Annotated in this window: 12 protein-coding genes; 6 read left to right on the forward strand and 6 right to left on the reverse strand. The window is 68.9% G+C overall.

Going from position 1 to position 15,913, the window contains the following annotated elements; translation table 11 throughout:
• Positions 1-45: 45 nt before the first annotated feature.
• Positions 46-1,776 carry an ABC transporter ATP-binding protein gene (locus EBN03_RS09955; RefSeq protein WP_122187652.1) on the reverse strand — a complete coding sequence of 577 codons (1,731 nt, stop codon included), beginning with the start codon at positions 1,774-1,776 and terminating at the stop codon, positions 46-48.
• A gap of 210 nt (positions 1,777-1,986) precedes the next feature.
• On the opposite strand from EBN03_RS09955, the gene EBN03_RS09960 reads away from it, so the two are divergent.
• The 3 genes from EBN03_RS09960 to EBN03_RS09970 all read left to right on the forward strand — a co-directional run bounded on the left by EBN03_RS09960 (position 1,987) and on the right by EBN03_RS09970 (position 6,649).
• Positions 1,987-2,613 carry a hypothetical protein gene (locus EBN03_RS09960; RefSeq protein ID WP_199742701.1) on the forward strand — a complete coding sequence of 209 codons (627 nt, stop codon included), beginning with the start codon at positions 1,987-1,989 and terminating at the stop codon, positions 2,611-2,613.
• Positions 2,614-3,492: 879 nt separating this feature from the next.
• Complete coding sequence (locus EBN03_RS09965; protein ID WP_122187653.1) at positions 3,493-4,149, forward strand: hypothetical protein; 657 nt, start codon at positions 3,493-3,495, stop codon at positions 4,147-4,149.
• Between the two features lie 244 nt (positions 4,150-4,393).
• Positions 4,394-6,649: a serine/threonine-protein kinase gene (locus EBN03_RS09970; protein WP_122187654.1), complete on the forward strand. Its 2,256-nt coding sequence runs from the start codon at positions 4,394-4,396 to the stop codon at positions 6,647-6,649.
• On the opposite strand, the gene EBN03_RS09975 is transcribed toward EBN03_RS09970, so the two are convergent.
• Positions 6,646-7,515 carry a P1 family peptidase gene (locus tag EBN03_RS09975; RefSeq protein WP_199742702.1) on the reverse strand — a complete coding sequence of 290 codons (870 nt, stop codon included), beginning with the start codon at positions 7,513-7,515 and terminating at the stop codon, positions 6,646-6,648. The two genes, EBN03_RS09970 and EBN03_RS09975, sit on opposite strands and share 4 nt — an antisense overlap.
• Before the next feature lie 154 nt (positions 7,516-7,669).
• Between EBN03_RS09975 and rox the strand changes: the two genes are divergently transcribed.
• Positions 7,670-9,097 carry a rifampin monooxygenase gene (gene rox / locus EBN03_RS09980; RefSeq protein WP_122187655.1) on the forward strand — a complete coding sequence of 476 codons (1,428 nt, stop codon included), beginning with the start codon at positions 7,670-7,672 and terminating at the stop codon, positions 9,095-9,097.
• 252 nt (positions 9,098-9,349) lie between these two features.
• On the forward strand, positions 9,350-10,252 hold the full coding sequence (locus EBN03_RS09985; RefSeq protein ID WP_122187656.1) for a hypothetical protein: 903 nt from the start codon (positions 9,350-9,352) through the stop codon (positions 10,250-10,252).
• A 182-nt stretch (positions 10,253-10,434) separates the two neighbouring features.
• Here the strand turns inward: EBN03_RS09985 and EBN03_RS09990 are convergent, their stop codons facing one another.
• Complete coding sequence (locus tag EBN03_RS09990; protein ID WP_122187657.1) at positions 10,435-11,994, reverse strand: MFS transporter; 1,560 nt, start codon at positions 11,992-11,994, stop codon at positions 10,435-10,437.
• Between the two features lie 156 nt (positions 11,995-12,150).
• On the opposite strand from EBN03_RS09990, the gene EBN03_RS09995 reads away from it, so the two are divergent.
• The gene (locus tag EBN03_RS09995; protein WP_122187658.1) at positions 12,151-12,273 is read left to right on the forward strand and encodes a ribosomal protein bL36; all 123 of its coding nucleotides are present in this window, start codon (positions 12,151-12,153) and stop codon (positions 12,271-12,273) included.
• Positions 12,274-12,408: 135 nt separating this feature from the next.
• Here EBN03_RS09995 and EBN03_RS10000 read toward each other — a convergent pair whose 3' ends face one another.
• The 3 genes from EBN03_RS10000 to EBN03_RS10010 form a co-directional block, all read right to left on the reverse strand.
• On the reverse strand, positions 12,409-13,179 hold the full coding sequence (locus tag EBN03_RS10000) for a hypothetical protein (protein WP_147471509.1): 771 nt from the start codon (positions 13,177-13,179) through the stop codon (positions 12,409-12,411).
• A 170-nt stretch (positions 13,180-13,349) separates the two neighbouring features.
• Complete coding sequence (locus EBN03_RS10005; RefSeq protein ID WP_158675580.1) at positions 13,350-14,354, reverse strand: glutaminase; 1,005 nt, start codon at positions 14,352-14,354, stop codon at positions 13,350-13,352.
• 261 nt (positions 14,355-14,615) lie between these two features.
• A complete protein-coding gene (locus tag EBN03_RS10010; RefSeq protein ID WP_233608281.1) occupies positions 14,616-15,845 on the reverse strand; it encodes a serine hydrolase domain-containing protein in 1,230 nt (409 codons plus the stop codon).
• Positions 15,846-15,913 lie beyond the last annotated feature (68 nt).

The following is a 15,913-nucleotide window of genomic DNA, read 5'->3' on the forward strand; positions in this document are numbered from 1 at the left end:
GCCCTCCGTGGTTACGCACGCTGCCTCCTCCGGGCCCTGACTCGATCATGCGGTGGCCTCCTGCCGGTTCTGCGACTCGGCGATCTCGCGGTAGGTCGGGCAGGTGTCGAGCAGCTCACGGTGCGAGCCCAGCCCGACGACCTGCCCGGCCTCCAGCACGAGGATCCGGTCGGCGTGTTCGATGGTCGAGACCCGTTGCGCGACAATGACGACCGCAGCCTCGGTGATCTCGGGCGCCAGCGCGCGGCGCAACGCCGCGTCGGTGGCCAGGTCCAGGGCGGAGAAACAGTCGTCGAACAGGTAGATCGCGGGCCGGGACACGATCGCCCGCGCGATGCACAGCCGCTGCCGCTGACCGCCGGAGACGTTCACGCCGCCCTGCGCGATGGTCGCGTCCAGTCCGCCCTGCGCGGTGACGAAGTCCTCGGCCTGCGCGATGCGCAGCGCCGCCCACAGTTCCTCGTCGGTGGCTTCGGGCCGGCCGTAGCGGAGGTTCTCGGCGACGGTGCCGGTGAACAGGTACGCCTTCTGCGGCACGATCCCGATGTGCCCCCACAGCGCCTCGGGCGGCAGGTCCCGGATGTCGTGCCCGTCGATCCGCACACTGCCCGCGGTGGCGTCGAACAGGCGCGCGACGAGCGAAAGCAGTGTGGTCTTGCCGGCGCCGGTCGCGCCGATTACCGCCAGCGTCTCACCGGGCCGCAACCGGAAGCTCACGTCGCACAGCACCGGCGCCTCCGCGCCCGGGTAGGTGAGCCCGACGCGGTCGAATTCGATGTCGCCGCGCACCGCGGTGACATCGGCCGGTTCGGCCGGCGGCCCGACCGACGGTTCCGTGGCGAGCACGTCGGTGATGCGTTCGGCCGACACCGCGGCGCGGGGCACCATCATCACGACGAAGGTGGCCATCATGATCGACATCAGGATCTGCATCAGGTACGACATGTAGGCGGTGATCGCGCCGAGCTGCATGGACCCGTCGGCGAGTCGGTGCCCGCCGAACCACCACACCGCCACGGTCGAGACGTTCATCGCCACACCGACGGCGGGGAACATGATCGCCATCAAGCGCATCACTCGGATACCGGCCTGGGTCAGATCCTCGTTGGCGACGTCGAATCGCTGCTGCTCCATGTCCTCGCGGACGAAGGCGCGAATGGTCCGTACACCGGTGAGCTGTTCGCGCAGTACGCGATTCACGACGTCGAGGTAGCGCTGCATAGCGCGGAAGCCGGGCACCATGTTCGCGATCACGAAGCCCATGACGACCCCGAGCACCGGCACCGCGACCGCCATCAGCCAGGACAGCCCGACGTCCTCGCGCAACGCCATGATGATGCCGCCGACCGACATGATCGGCGCCATGGCCGCGAAGGTCAGGCCCATCACGACCACCAGCTGCACCTGCTGCACGTCGTTGGTGGTGCGGGTGATCAGCGAGGCGGCACCGAACCGGTTGACCTCACGCTGGGAGAACCCGCCCACGGTGTGGAACAGGTCGGCCCGGACCCGGCGACCGAAGGCGGCACCGGTGCGGGCCGCGTAATAGGTCGCGGCGCCCTGGGCGCAGATCTGCAGCAGCGAGACGGCCAGCATGTTGCCGCCGTCGCCCCAGACGGCACCGGTGTTGCCGGCGACGACGCCCTTGTCGACGATGTGCCCGAACAGCGACGGCAGGAACAGATTGCTGACCGTGCTGACGAACTGGAAAACCAGTACGAGGAGCAACCATTTTCGATAGGGCGCCAGCGTGGTTCGGATGAGCTGCCAGAGCAAGTGAGGTCCTCCCGATCTGTCAGCGGGGTCACCGGCCGCCGAACACCGCGTCGAGGATACGGACGGAATCCCGAGGTGTCCACGAGATTTGCCACGCGCGAAAACCCGGACGGTTCGGGTCACCGGGCGCCACAATTACAGATTGACAATCAGCGTCGATCTGTAACAGCATGGCCCGATCTCGACGGCCGGGATGAGGAGGTAGCCCTGGTGACCGAGCATGCGCGCACCGCACTGGAACTGCTGCGCGACAGCAGTCAGTTCAAGTGGTATGTCATCCCGCTGTTGCTGCTGGTCGTGTATGTCTACGCGACCGAGGTCGAGCGCCGGAACTGGAACGTGCTGTTCGCCGGGATCGCGCTGTGGGGCATGGACGTGTTCAACGAGATCTGGAACTCCCTGGTCTTCCACGCGACCGGCCGGGCGCCGGTCTGGGGCGCCACCGGGCCCACCGCCTACCAGTTGCTGATCGGGCTCAATGTGGAGATCTGCCTCATGTTCGCCGTCATGGGTGTCGCGGCGGCGAAGATGCTGCCACCCAAACAGACTCGCATCCTCGGACTGCCCAACCGGCCGGTGCTGATCGCCGCGAACTCGGCCGCCGCGGTCGGCGTCGAGATCCTGCTGAACCGGGCGGGCGTGCTGACCTGGGACTGGTCCTGGTGGCACGCGAGCGTCCCGTACCTGATCTTCCTGATCGGCTACGTGCCCTTCTTCGTCGCCTGCTTCTGGGTCTACGACCTGCCGACCGTGCGCGCCAAGGTCCTGGCGGTCGGCGCGATCCTCGGCGTCGACGCACTGGCACTCGTCGTCTTCGGCGCCCTCGGCTGGTTGTGATGCATCGAATCGCACACCGTGGCGCGCTCGCCGTGGCCGCCGGACTCGTCCTCAGCGGATTCACCGCGCAGTCCGGCGCCGTCGCCGATCCGGGCGGTTGTGTCCTGATCGGCACGGTCGGGACTCCGGACTCGGTCCCGGACCCGAGCACGGCGGGCCTGGACACGTTCGCGCCCGCCACCGTCGAGCTGCCCGACCGGGTGTACTTCCGCACGTCCACCGAAACCTTCGACAGCCGTTGGACTTTCGCGACCCGAGCTGGCGACCTGTACGTGAAGCCGAGCGCGGACAGTGGCAGCTGGCGAGCCGTACCGCTGCCGGATTGCCTGGCTGGCAACCTGATCGGCGTCTCCGCGGACGACGACGAGGTGCTCGCGATCGACCGGGCCGGCCGCTTCTACACCATGGACCACGCGGAAAGCGCACCGAAGGACTGGAACTGGAGTTCCCGCTACGGGACTCCGTTGTGGCTGGGCGCGGGCAACTCGCTGCCGCCGGACACGATCGACTGGAGCTGGTCGGTCCTGTCCCCGGACGAGGATCACGTCTGGCGCGACGCCGCCGGCAACGACCATGCGGTGGGTGGATCCAAGGTCTCGCACGTGTACGCGCTGACCGACGGCGGTACGCGCATCCGCTACATCGATCCGTGGCTGCCGGTCGACGACAGCTACGAGGTCGGCACCCCCGCCGGCGGCCGCTTCCGCGCGGTCTCCCTGTCGGTGAGCGGGTCCACCTCGCTGGTGGTGGAACAGCAGCGGCGACATCTACACCCGCCTCTACGATTTCGACATCTCCGGGGCGGACGGAGTCTTCTTCCGCTACTCCTACGACGACCAGCGCGGCCGCCCGGTCGCCCCGGACACGGTCACCGAGCGGGTGGATTTCGGCACCGCCGCCATCCAGCTCCCCGCCCCCGGCTGGCTGCACCAGCCCAAGATCCCCGGACGGATCACCGACCGCATCTCCATTCACAAGACCGGAATCGGTTCCGACGCACGCGAACTCCGCGTCGAAGGGGTCGACGGCGGGCACACCGGCTACTGGACCAAGACGGTCGCCGCCCCGGACTGGACCTTCGTGGCCACCGACGCGCCCTTGTCGGGCACACCGCTGACCAACACCCCCGACGACCGCAGCGTCGACCCCACCGTCGCCGAATCCGCGTTCGACTACTCCGGCCGCTCGACCGCCGGTTGGACCGCGACCATCGCCCACTTCGACGTCTCCCAGAGCCCCACCCCGCTGCACGTCGAGCTCGGCGACGGCAACAGCGTCGACCTGACCCTGCACACCGTCGACGGCCTCCGCCAGACACCACAGCCGTCAGGCATCAGCGACGCACCACGCCACTTCGACGGCACCCTGGAAGTCCCGCAAGACCTACTGGATTCCCTTGCCACCCAACCGAATTCGGTACACGCCTTCATCACCGACACCCTCGGTGGGCGGCGCTTCACCGACACCGGAGTCGATGTGACCGCCGGCAGCTTCGACATCGCCGCACTGGGCCTGGCCCTGCCACGACGGCGCTGAGACAGCCCAGCGCGGCCGCCGCCTCGGTGTGCGCCAGGACACGCTGATCCGCGGCGACGGCTCGGTTCGCCGATCCAGGTTTCGTCCGCTCGGCGCGAGCGGACTGTAACCGGGGCCTGCGTAAGCCCACACAGTAGACGTCGTCGGGGTCGACGTCGTCGGGGTCGACGTCGTCGGAGGAGCCGGATGTGCCGTCCGGGCCGAGGCCTGGTCTCGCTCGCCCGGACAGCGATACCATTCGGACATGGTGCACCCCGCGGTTCCGGGGGCAACGGTCGGATCCGATCGCTCGCCCGCGGATGCTCGCGACAATCGGGTGGCTGCGGTGGTCGAACAGTTCGCGCGGGCGTGGGCCGAGGCGGACACGCCACCGGACCTCCCGGCGTTTCTGCCGGATTCTCCGGCGATCCGCCGGGTGTCGTTGATCGAGTTGATCAAGGTGGATCTGGCCAATCGGTGGTCCCGGGGGACGGCGCCGAAGCGGCTCGCGGAATATGTCGACGATCTGCCGGAATTGCGGACGTGGCCGCTGCCGCCGGATCTCATCTACGAGGAGTTCCACATGCGCCGGCGCGCCGGGAGCTCGGCGCAGGTCGCCGAGTACACGGCCGCGTATCCAGCACAGGCGGAACAACTTTCGGAGATGCTGGCGACCGACGACTATCGCAGTACCTTGATGACGGCGAGCGTGGTGCCGACGAAGCTCGACGATCTGGAAGTCGGGCAGACGATCGACGACTTCGATCTGATGACCGAGCTCGGCCGTGGCGGGTTCGCCCGGGTGTTCCTGGCCCGGCAGCGATCGATGCAGCGGCTGGTAGCGGTGAAGATCTCCCAGGACAAGGGCACCGAACCGCAGACGCTCGCCCAGCTCGATCACGACTACATCGTGCGGGTCTTCGATCAGCACGTGCTGGAGAGTCGCGGGTTGCGGCTGCTGTACATGCAGTATGTGCCGGGCGGGACGCTGTTCGACGTGCTCGAACGAGTGCGGGTGACCCCGGCGGCGCAACGTTCGGGGCGGCTGGTGCTGGACGTCATCGATTCGGTGCTGGCCGGCAAGGGGGAGATCCGGCCGGCCGAATCGCAGACCCGGGCGCGGCTGGCGGCCCTGCCCTGGCCGGAGACGATTGCCTGGCTCGGCCGCAGGCTGGCCGAGGCGCTGGACTACGCGGGCCACGCGGGCGTGCTGCATCGCGATATCAAACCGGCGAACGTGCTGCTCACCGCGGAAGGCATCCCGAAGCTGGCCGATTTCAACATCAGCTTCAGCGGGAACGTATCCGGTGACAGTCCGGTGGCGTATTTCGGCGGGTCGCTGGCCTACATGTCTCCGGAGCAGCTGTCCGTGGTGCATCCGGACCGGGAGGGCACGGCCGCCGATCTGGACACCCGCAGCGACCTCTACGCGCTCGCCGTAATGCTGTGGGAATTGCTCACCGGCCGAAAGCCTTTCGAGGACGACGCGGTGACCGGCGGTGATCGGACAACTCTGGACGCGATGCTGGAGCGGCGGTCCCACAGTCCGCGGGCGCTGCCCTATCAGGATCTGCCCCGCGACTGCCCGGAGTCGTTGCAGCGAGCGCTGGTGCGCGCGCTGGATCCGGAACCGGACCAGCGGTGGCAATCCGGCGCCGAGATGGCCCAGCAGCTGGAGGTCAGCCTCGACCCGCGGGCCCGCGATCTGGTCGACCCGCCACCGGGAAGCTGGCGGTTGCAGGCCCGCTGGCTGATGCATCCGATCATGGCCCTGGCCGTCGGCGTCCCCAACGTGCTGGCGATCTGGTACAGCCACAACCACAACCGGGCCCTGATCATCAGCAAGCTGGCCGAGCCGGCGCGGCAGCGGTTCGACCAGGTCGCGCTGATCACCTACATCCTGTGTTTCCTGATCGGCGTCGTGGTCACGGTCGCGCTGAGCAGCAGACTGTGGCTGATCTCGTGGCGGATGGGCCGCGGCCGTACCTACGACGCCGACACCCTGGCCCGGGCGCGCGCGAGTACGCTGCAGCTCGGGATGCGAACCATGTTGACCTGCTTCGCGTTATGGGTGATCTCCGGTGTCGTGGTCCCGATCTCGGTGCAGGCCACCGGCAACCACCTCACCGCCGAGTCCTACGTGCACTACTTCATCACCCAGATCGTCTGCGGCGGCATCGCTATGGCATACCCCTACTTCATGGTGACCGGCTTCGCCGTCCGGTCGCTGTATCCGATGTTCCTCCAACAGGGCGGGCTCGGTCCCGAGGACGCGCGGCGGCTGCGGCAACTGGACAGTCGCAGCACCTTCTTCCTCGCGACCGCCGCCGCCGTCCCCCTCCTCGGGGTAGCAGGCGCGACTTTCATCCCGGCCGCGGACATCCCGGCCGTCATAGTCCCGCTTCGAGTCCTCTGCATCGGCAGCGCCCTGGCCTTCGCCGCCACCTATTGGCTGTCCCGAACGCTCGAAAAGGACCTGTCCGCGTTCGAGCGCATCGGCACCCCGCCGAGCTCCGCCTAGGGCTGAGCCAGGGATCGGATGGCGCCCGCGACTGCCGACAAGGCCAGCAGGCGCACGATATCGACCGCGGTGGGCACGGTTCCGGTCGCGATCGCGATGAACGCGTCGCCGTCGAAGCGGGTGTGCGGTGGGGTGATCGCGCGGGCCAGGCCGTCGTGGGCGCCCTGGGCGACGATATGGCAGTCGGTCTTGCCGAGCCGGGCGTTGGTGAGCACCGCGCCGATGGTGGTGTGGGTGCGGGAACCGGACTGGTCGACGGGCGGCTGCAGGATCGAGACCGCGTCCAGCGATATCTCGCCGGTGCCGTCGTCGATATCGCCGAAGGCGTTCACCGCGCACAGCGCGGCCACCACGACCTCGCCCAATCGTCTTTCCGCATAAGCGATTCCGCCGGGGCGGCGGCCGTCCGGGCCCCGCCACTGCCCGATGTGCGCGCCCGTGCCGGCGCCGATTCGCCCGTGCAGCACCTGGTCGCCGGCGGCCGCGCCGGCGGCAGCGTAGCCGTGATCGGCGGTCGGGGCGATGGGCTCGCCCGCGCCGAGGTCGAACAGGCCCAGTGTGGGCACGATCGGAACCGGGCCGCCGGGCGTGAGGACACCGCGCCCCTGCTCACGCAGGTAGCGCATGACACCGTCGGCGCAGGCCAGGCCGAAGGCCGAACCACCGGTCAGCACAACGGCATCCACGGTGTCGACGGTCTTGTCGGGTGCGAGCACATCCAGTTCCCGCGACGCCGGCGCACCGCCGCGCACCTCACAGGAACCGGTGGAACCAGGTGGGAGCAGCAGAACCGTGCATCCGGTCAGCCCGACCGGATCCGTCCAGTGACCGACCCGGACGCCCGCGACACCGATGGAAGTAGCCACGGGTCGGATCGTACGCGGCAGCTCCCCCTTCCACCTTCAGGATATCGCGTACCCCGGGGCTTGCGGCAAGGCCGGGGTCATGCTGCACAATCTCCTGCCGAAGCCGTTGACCAGCGGAAATACGCGGGCGCGGGGGTACGACGAAAGGACTCACTTGATCGACGTGATCATCGCGGGCGGCGGGCCGACCGGCATGATGCTGGCCGCCGAACTGCGGCTGCACGGCATCCGGACCGTCGTGCTCGAGCGGGACGCCGAACCAACGAAGGTCGTGCGCGGGCTCGGCCTGCACGCGCGCAGCCTCGAGATTCTCGACCAGCGCGGACTGCTCGATCGCTTCGTGGCAGAGGGCACCCGCCACCCGCTGCGCGGGTTCTTCGCGGGTATCTCCAAGCCCACCCCCGACCGGATCGACACCTCACAGCCGTATGTTCTCGGCCTCCCGCAGCCGATCATCGATCGGCTGCTCGAAGAGCACGCCGCCGAGTTGGGCGCGGAGATCCGGCGCGGCACCGAACTGGTCGGCCTCGACCAGGACGACGACGGGGTGACCGCCGAACTGGCCGATGGCACCCGGCTGCGCTCGCGGTATCTGGTCGGCTGCGACGGCGGCCGCAGCACGGTCCGCAAGCTGCTCGGCGTGGGCTTCCCCGGCGAACCGAGCCGGACCGAAACCCTGTTGGGCGAAATGGAATTGGATGTGCCGCTGGAGGAACTCACGAAGGTGATGACCGAGGTCCGCAAGACCCAGCTGCGGTTCGGTGCCGTCCCGCTCGGCGACGGACTGTACCGGGTGGGCACCCCGGCCGACGGTGTCGCCGCCGACCCGCGGATCCCGCCGACCTTCGACGAATTCACCGCACAGCTGGTCGCGGTCGCGGGCACCGACTTCGGCGCGCATTCGCCGCGCTGGCTGTCCCGCTTCGGCGACGCCACCCGGCTGGCCGACCGGTACCGATCCGGCCGGGTCTTCCTGGCCGGCGATGCCGCGCACGTCCATCCACCGACCGGCGGCCAGGGCCTCGGCCTCGGCATCCAGGACTCGTTCAACCTGGGCTGGAAACTCGCTGCGGCAGTGCAGGGTTGGGTGCCGGCGGACCTGCTCGACACCTACCACGCGGAACGGCACCCGGTAGCCGCCGCGGTCCTCGACAACACCCGCGCCCAAATGGAGTTGATGTCTTTGGAACCCGGCGCCCAGGCGGTCCGCCGGCTGGTGGCGGAACTGATGGACTTCGACGAGGTGAGCCGATATCTCACCGAAAAGATCATCGCCACCACGGTCCGCTACGACCTCGGCTCGGAGCACGACCTGGTCGGACGACGCCTACGCGACACCGAACTCGACCGCGGCCGCCTCTACGACCTGACCCACGCCGGCCGCGGCCTCCTGCTCGACCGGACCGGTGAGCTCTCGATCGTGGGCTGGACCGACCGGGTCGACCATGTCGTCGATGCCGCACCGGAGCTCGAGGTATCAGGGGTACTGATGCGCCCGGACGGTCATATCGCCTGGGTCGCAGACGATTCCGAGCCGCTGGCCGGTGCGCTGACCAGATGGTTCGGCGCACCACGAGACTGATCACGGCCAGATCCACACGATCGCGCTGACCGCCCTCGCGGCGGCTGGTCGACCAGCCGCAGAGTCCGCCGACGCACACTTCGAGTGTCGGAACAGCGCGACGCCGAAATCGCCGCCTGCCGGCCCGGATCCGAGCGCCGGATAATTCTGCCGATCCGGAATCCAGTGAGCAGCAACGGCTCTCACCCAAAGCGACTCGGCCTGGGCTAGGCTCCGGGCAGGAGGACCGGCGTCGGGTCGAGTCGGAACGGGATGGCATTGGGTGACAACGACTGGGGTGCCGACCTTCCGGTGCCCGACGCCGACTGGTCGGCGATCGTGCTCGACGACGGGACCTTGTCGTGGGGGAACCGACCCATCGAAACGCAACAGTCCGATCCGCCACAGCCGCAGGCATATTCGCAGGCGCTGCCGCCGGTGGGACAGCGGCCGCCGCTCGTCACCACCGGCGGCATCCGGAAGGTGCTGATCGGGTCGGCGATGGTGCTGATCATCGGATTGCTGGCGGTGATCGGCGTGGCGGTTACCCGATCCGGGGGTAAGAGCCCGGCGCCGGCTGCCATGACCACAACCACCGCTCCCGCGTCCACCCTGAACATCAACGGCCTCTGCTTCAAGCTCACCGATTCACTTCCGGCCAAGGCCCGGGGACTGCACCTCGTACCCGCCCGGTTCAACGGCAAGTCCAATCAGCACTGCGACTGGCTGACAACGGACCCCGACGGCAACTCGACATGGGCACTCATGGTGGACGTCGCTGTGTTTCCCGACGCTTTCGCCGCGCAAAAGTGGTTCGACGAGATCATGGGAATGATGGCGAAGGGCTACAGCGCGACTATCGACCCGTTGCCCGGAGTCGGAGACAAGGCGCTCACCGCACGGATCCCGGACACCGACATCCCCGGAATCCTCGCACCGAAGTTCCCCGGTGCCCTACCGGAGATAGACCACACGGACCATTCACGACCCGGTGCGGCGGTGTTGGTCCGGGTGGGCGGAGTGTTCGTTCGGATCCAATGGGTCGGCACCGAATACCCACCAGGCACCCGCGCCCGTGACTCCCGCTCGCTCCGCGGCACACCACTGCCGCCCGAGCAGGCCCGCAGCGAAGCGATCCAGTTGGCGACCGACGTCATGCGCCTGATCGGTGTGTGACCGGCCGCACCGGGATTCGCCGGTCGCGCGACCGCAGCTCGTCGGCCGCCCGATCCGGGCGGTACCGGGCAGGCGAATTGCGCTGCGGCCGAACGCTTCCGAACGCTGCTTGCGCAGTCTCGGACCTGTCGCGGGCTGCTGCCGGATCGGCCGCTGCAGCACCTGTCATTGCGGTCGAGACCTCAGCGATCCAGTGACCCTGACTGCCCTCCGCCCGGTGACGGATCACAGTGGGACGGATCCAGCGGCGGACTGGCGACCGCGGAGAAGGTGCGGCATTCGGGTTCCGCATCCGGTGAGGCCGTGCGCAGGGTGTCGTCGCGGACGGTGAGGAAGGCCAGCGCGGCTGCTGCCACCATGAGTACGACGCAGGTCAGCAGGGCCGAGCGGAATCCGTGCGCGAAATCCGCCGGATGGGTGTAGGCGGCGCCGGTGAGGCCGACCAGGGGCGGAATCGCCGCCACCGCAAGTAAACCGGCCGCCCGGGCCACCGCGTTGTTGACCCCGCTGGCCACGCCCGCGTGCCGTTCGTCGGCGGAGGCCAGGACGGTGGCGGTGAGCGGGGCCACCGCCAGGGTGAGGCCCGCGCCGAACACCAGGGCGGCGGGTAACACATCACGCAGGTAGGAGGTGTGCACGCCGATCCGGGTCATCAGCAGCATGCCGAGCCCGGCCAGCAGAACCCCGGCGGTGATCGGCAGGCGCGGGCCGATCCGCTGGGCCAGCGCACCCGAGCGCGCGGAGAACAGCAGCATCAGCACGGTGACCGGCAGCATCGCGGTGCCCGCCGCGATCGGACCGAACCCGGCCGCGACCTGGAGCGTCAGCACCAGCAGGAAGAACACGACGCTCATCGCGCCGTACATGACGAAGGTGACCACGTTGATCGCGGTGAACTGTCGCGACGCGAACACGTCCACGGGCAGCATGGCCTGCGGCCCTTCGGTGCCCGATTCCCGCTCCAGCGGGGCACGGCGCGACCGCCGGCGCTCCACCACCACGAACAGCGCACCGGCCACCACACCAGCGATCCCGCTGCCCCACACCAGGATTCGATTGGCGTTCGGTTCGGGCGCCAGGGTCAGCGCATAGGTGATCCCGGCCAGGCACAGGGCGGCGAGCACCGCGCCGAGTACGTCGAACTTCCCGTGCGCCTGTGTGTCGTGCGACTCCGGCACGTGTTTGGCGGTCACCGCGACCACGACCGCGGCCAGCGGGATGTTCAGCAGGAACACCCAGCGCCAACCGGCGGCCTCGACCAGCCAGCCGCCCAGGAAGGGGCCGATCGCACCGGCCACACCGCCCAGCCCGGACCACGCGCCCACCGCCCGCGCCCGCTCCTCGGGCCGGAACGAGGCCTGGATGATGGCCAGTGACCCCGGCGTCAGCAGCGCACCACCCACCCCCTGGAGTGCACGCGCCCCGATCAGCATCCAAATATCTTGTGCCGCACCGCACAGCGCGGACGCGATCGCGAACCACACCACCCCGACCAGGAACACCCGCCGCCGCCCGTAGCGGTCGCCCAGCGAACCGCCGAGCAGGATCAGTCCGGCCAGGGTCAGGGTGTAGGCGTTGACGGTCCACTGCAGTCCGGCCATGCTCGCGCCGAACTCGTCGCCGATACGCGGCAATGCCACGTTGACGACGGTGGCGTCCAGCATCGCCATCCCGGACCCCAGGACGGTCGCCAGCAGAACCCAGCGGCCGGTCGCGGTGGACAACCGGATGCTCGCGGTCATCCATCAAACATAGGTGTTCGGGCGGGCCTCCGCTGGCCACTCCGTGGTCCGCGCCACGCCGCAGCCGGGGAGTGATGCCGTCGCGGGAACAACCTACCGACTTGAATGGTTCAAGTCTGCTGTACGCCGCCGACGGCGTGGAGAGGAAGGTCGAGGATGAAGGTGCGTAATTCGCTTCGCTCGCTGAAGTCCAAGCCCGGAGCTCAGGTGGTTCGCCGCCGGGGCCGCACCTACGTATTGAACCGGCGCGACCGGCGATTCAAGGTCCGGCAGGGCTAGCGATTGCGCCGGCACGGGACGGGGCCACCCCGGCCCGTGCCGGCCAGTACTGCAACGGCATTCGCCTGCGGCCCTCGATTCGCGATCGGCCCTCCCACGCGACGCCGGAAAGCGTTGGCCGGGAACACTTTCCACTCACGACCGCCACCAAGGATCCCGGATCCGATCGTCGGGGTCGGTTGCGCAGTCGCGGCCGTTCACGACTGCACGAGCCGCGATGTCCCACGCGACCACGCCCGAACCGGACCACGTGAGCACCGCGACCCGCGCGCGGTGCGGCCCGCCACCGGTATCGACATCGCAGATCAGCACGGTGCTCCACGCGCGCCCGTCCAGCGCGGCCGCGACGGCCAGGACCGGCAGCACCACCACCGCCAGCACCAGGCTCACGATCCAGATCACGAAGGAAGCCCGCTGGGCCGCCGTCTCCACCGCCTGACCGGTGCGTCTACCGGTGTCCGCCGATCGCCGCCCGGTCGCGTAGTCCCCGATGACGCCGAGCCGCAGCACATAGCCGACGGCCATGGTGATCACCGCCCAGACCAGACCGTTGAACGCGCCGACCACGACGCCCGCACCGATCGGGACCACGGCCGCCCAGGCCATCGTCGTGGGCTGCGCGAACCTCTGTTGCCAGGCGGCGCCACCGGCCGCGGCGAAGAAGCTGTAGATCACCCGGCACGCCACGACCGCCAGAACGGTGGCCAGCAGAGCATTCGTGAGGAAGATGCCGGCGACGATGTTCAGCCAGTCGGGTACACCCATGGCGCCCAGGGCGTCGTTCGCCGCGTCGCCACCGCCCAGGGTCCAGCTCAGTTTCAGCACCGGCACGGTCAGCAGGACCGCGAGCAGGATCACCCGCGCGGACTCGTGCCGCCCCCGGCGAGCTACCGCTTCGTCCCTCATCGGCCCAGTGTGCGCGAGCGAACCGACACCCCACGGGACCGACACAAGCGAGGACCAGGTGCGCCGCAGCCGCCCACGGAAACGCACCTGGTCGCGGCCGTGGCAAATTGCCGTCCGCATATCGGGCCCGCCGACGGCCGAGCGTGCCTGAGCCGCTCGACCGTGCCCGGTCAGGCCGCGGTCACACCCGGCCGCATTCCGTAGCGGGAGTCGAACAGTCCGGTCCGGGTGAGCTCGCCGAACATCGCGGCCGCCCGCATGGCGACCAGTGGGTTCAGGTCCTCGCCGAGACCCGGGCTGGCGGCCACGAAGACGCCCGGCGGGGTGCCCTGCGCCCCTTCGAACGTCGGTCCCACCACCATGCCGGAGCCGCCGGTCTTGCCCGCGCGCCGGTCGGCCATGTCCAGCACCGCATTGCTGTAGGAGCCGAGGGCGACGACGGACGACATGAGCAGCCGCCACGACGGCTCGCACGGCAGCACCGGGCGGCCGAACACGTCGTGGCCGTCGGCGAAGTGGAAGAACGCCTCCAGGGTGGCGGCGACGGTGCCGGTGGTGGCGCAGACGGTGTGATAGGTCTCCACCACGACCTCGGGCTCGAGGCCGAAGAGCATGTCGTAGCGGGCCAACTCCTGTGCCACGGCGAGATTGCCGGACCCGCCGGCCGCGAGTTGCACCGGTTCGGCCTCACGCGGGTCGACGAAGAAGCGTGGGGTGTCCGCGCGCAGGCGGAAATTGAGCGCGCCGAGCACGTCGTCGACCACGGCACGCGGGCCGCCGAGGTGTTCGATCAGTGCGGCGATCACCCGCATAGCGCCCGGGTTCACGAACGGGTTCTTCGGCATACCGTTGGTATCGCGGAGTTCGGTGGTGCCGCGGAAATGACTCGAACCGTGGAAGAGCACCAATTCACCGGTGACCCTTTTCATTCCGAAATGGGTGAGGGCGCGGGCGAGCATCTCGGTCTTCGACACCGACTGCAACGACCACAGTTCGGCCGTCTCCCCCACCACGTGAATTTCGACGCGACCGTTCACGACGCCGGCCCAGCCGCATTCGAACAGCGCCGTCGAGCGGTCCGTCTGGGCCGCGATTCCCGTATAGGGAATTCCCCGGTCCAGGATCTCCGCCTGCCGGCGATCAATTTCCACCAATGCATCCCGGACGAAACTCACCTGTAACATTCCTTCACCACCGACACTTCACCGCCGGACCGTTCGATGGATCGAAATACATTCGCGCCGCAATCATGCAGCGACGCAATACATTTACCGATATCCAATGGTGAGCACACAAGTCTGTGCGCACAACCCGAACAGAGCCGCCATCTAAGCAAACAATTCGCTATGTCCGCTTCGTCGTCAGAGTATCGGAAAACCACAGCGCTGTGCACCCCCGCCGGGAATTATCCGGCGCGGGCGAGACCACATCCGCGGTCAGCGCACCCGGTCGAACAATCCCGAGATCTGCGCGACGAGCCGGTACGGCCGATCCATATCGGAGCGCGCCTTCCCGCTGGTCAGAATCGCGCCGCTCATTGCGCGCGCCGGATCCGCCCAACCGTACTGGGTGGTCAATCCGCTTCGGCCGAAATGAGATTCGGTGTGCCGACCGAACTTCGACCGCGCCGCACCGAGTTCGTATCCGGCCACCGATACCCGTCCGGCCACGCCCGGAATCCAGCGCGCCGGCCGCACCGCCCACGCCACGGTCTCCGGACGCATGATCCGCACACCGTCCAATTCACCACCGCGCCCGAGGATCTCGTAGAACCGGGACAGCTCGGCGGCCGTGGTCACCAGGTTCCCGGACGGCAGCTCGGCGGTGAGGAAGGCCTGGACGTCGGCCGGGGTGGCCGGCTTCGAGAGCCCGCCGCCCAGCGCCCGCCGCGACAGGTGCTGCCACAGCTTCGACGGCCCGGGCCCGACCGGCACGCTCGGCACCACGAGGTCGACGTCCTCGGGGCGCACGCCGAGATCGGTCCACCGGAAACCCAGCGGATCGAGCACCTGCTCCCGCAGATGTTCCCGCAGTCGCTTACCGGTCGCCCGCTGCACCAGCAGCCGCAGGACCAGCCCGGCGGTCATCGCGTGATAGACCCGGAACCGGCCCGGCGGCGAACTGGGCCGCAGCGCCGCGAGCCCACGCAACGCCTCGTCCTCGTCCAACACCATCTCGGTGCCGTGGAACGGCGGAGTGACGAACGGTATGCCCGCCGAATGCGAGAGCACGTCGCCGATCGTGATGGCGGCTTTCCCGTTCGCCGCGAACTCGGGGATATACGTGCATACCGGCTCGTCCGGCGCGAACGCGTGCTGTTCGATGAGCATCGCCACCACGGCCGCCGAGACGCCCTTCGCGGTGGAGAATCCGCACAACGGCGACTCCGGGGTCACCAGCCGCTTCGGCACCTCGGGACCGTCCTTGGGCCCGTTGCCCCAGCCGTACCCGATCGAGCGGTTGAGCACGATCTTCCCCTTGCGGCGCAGGCAGACCTGGATCGTGGGGGTGGTGCCCATGCGATACCACTCGCGCACCGACTCCCAGATCGCGTCCACCGCGCGCGGCTCGACCCCGGCCGAGCGGGGATCGTCCTCGTATCCGACGGTGGTGACGGCCGCCAGGTCGGGATCGATGGGGACCATGAAAGCGGTCGCGGGGCTCATGCGGCCCAGGGTAGGTGCGATCGGGCGTCCTGTCCGCCCCGACACCCGCCGTGGCTGATGACCGCCGA

The sequence above is a fragment of the Nocardia stercoris genome (genome assembly GCF_003696265.1).
GTDB classification, from domain to species: Bacteria; Actinomycetota; Actinomycetes; order Mycobacteriales; family Mycobacteriaceae; genus Nocardia; species Nocardia stercoris.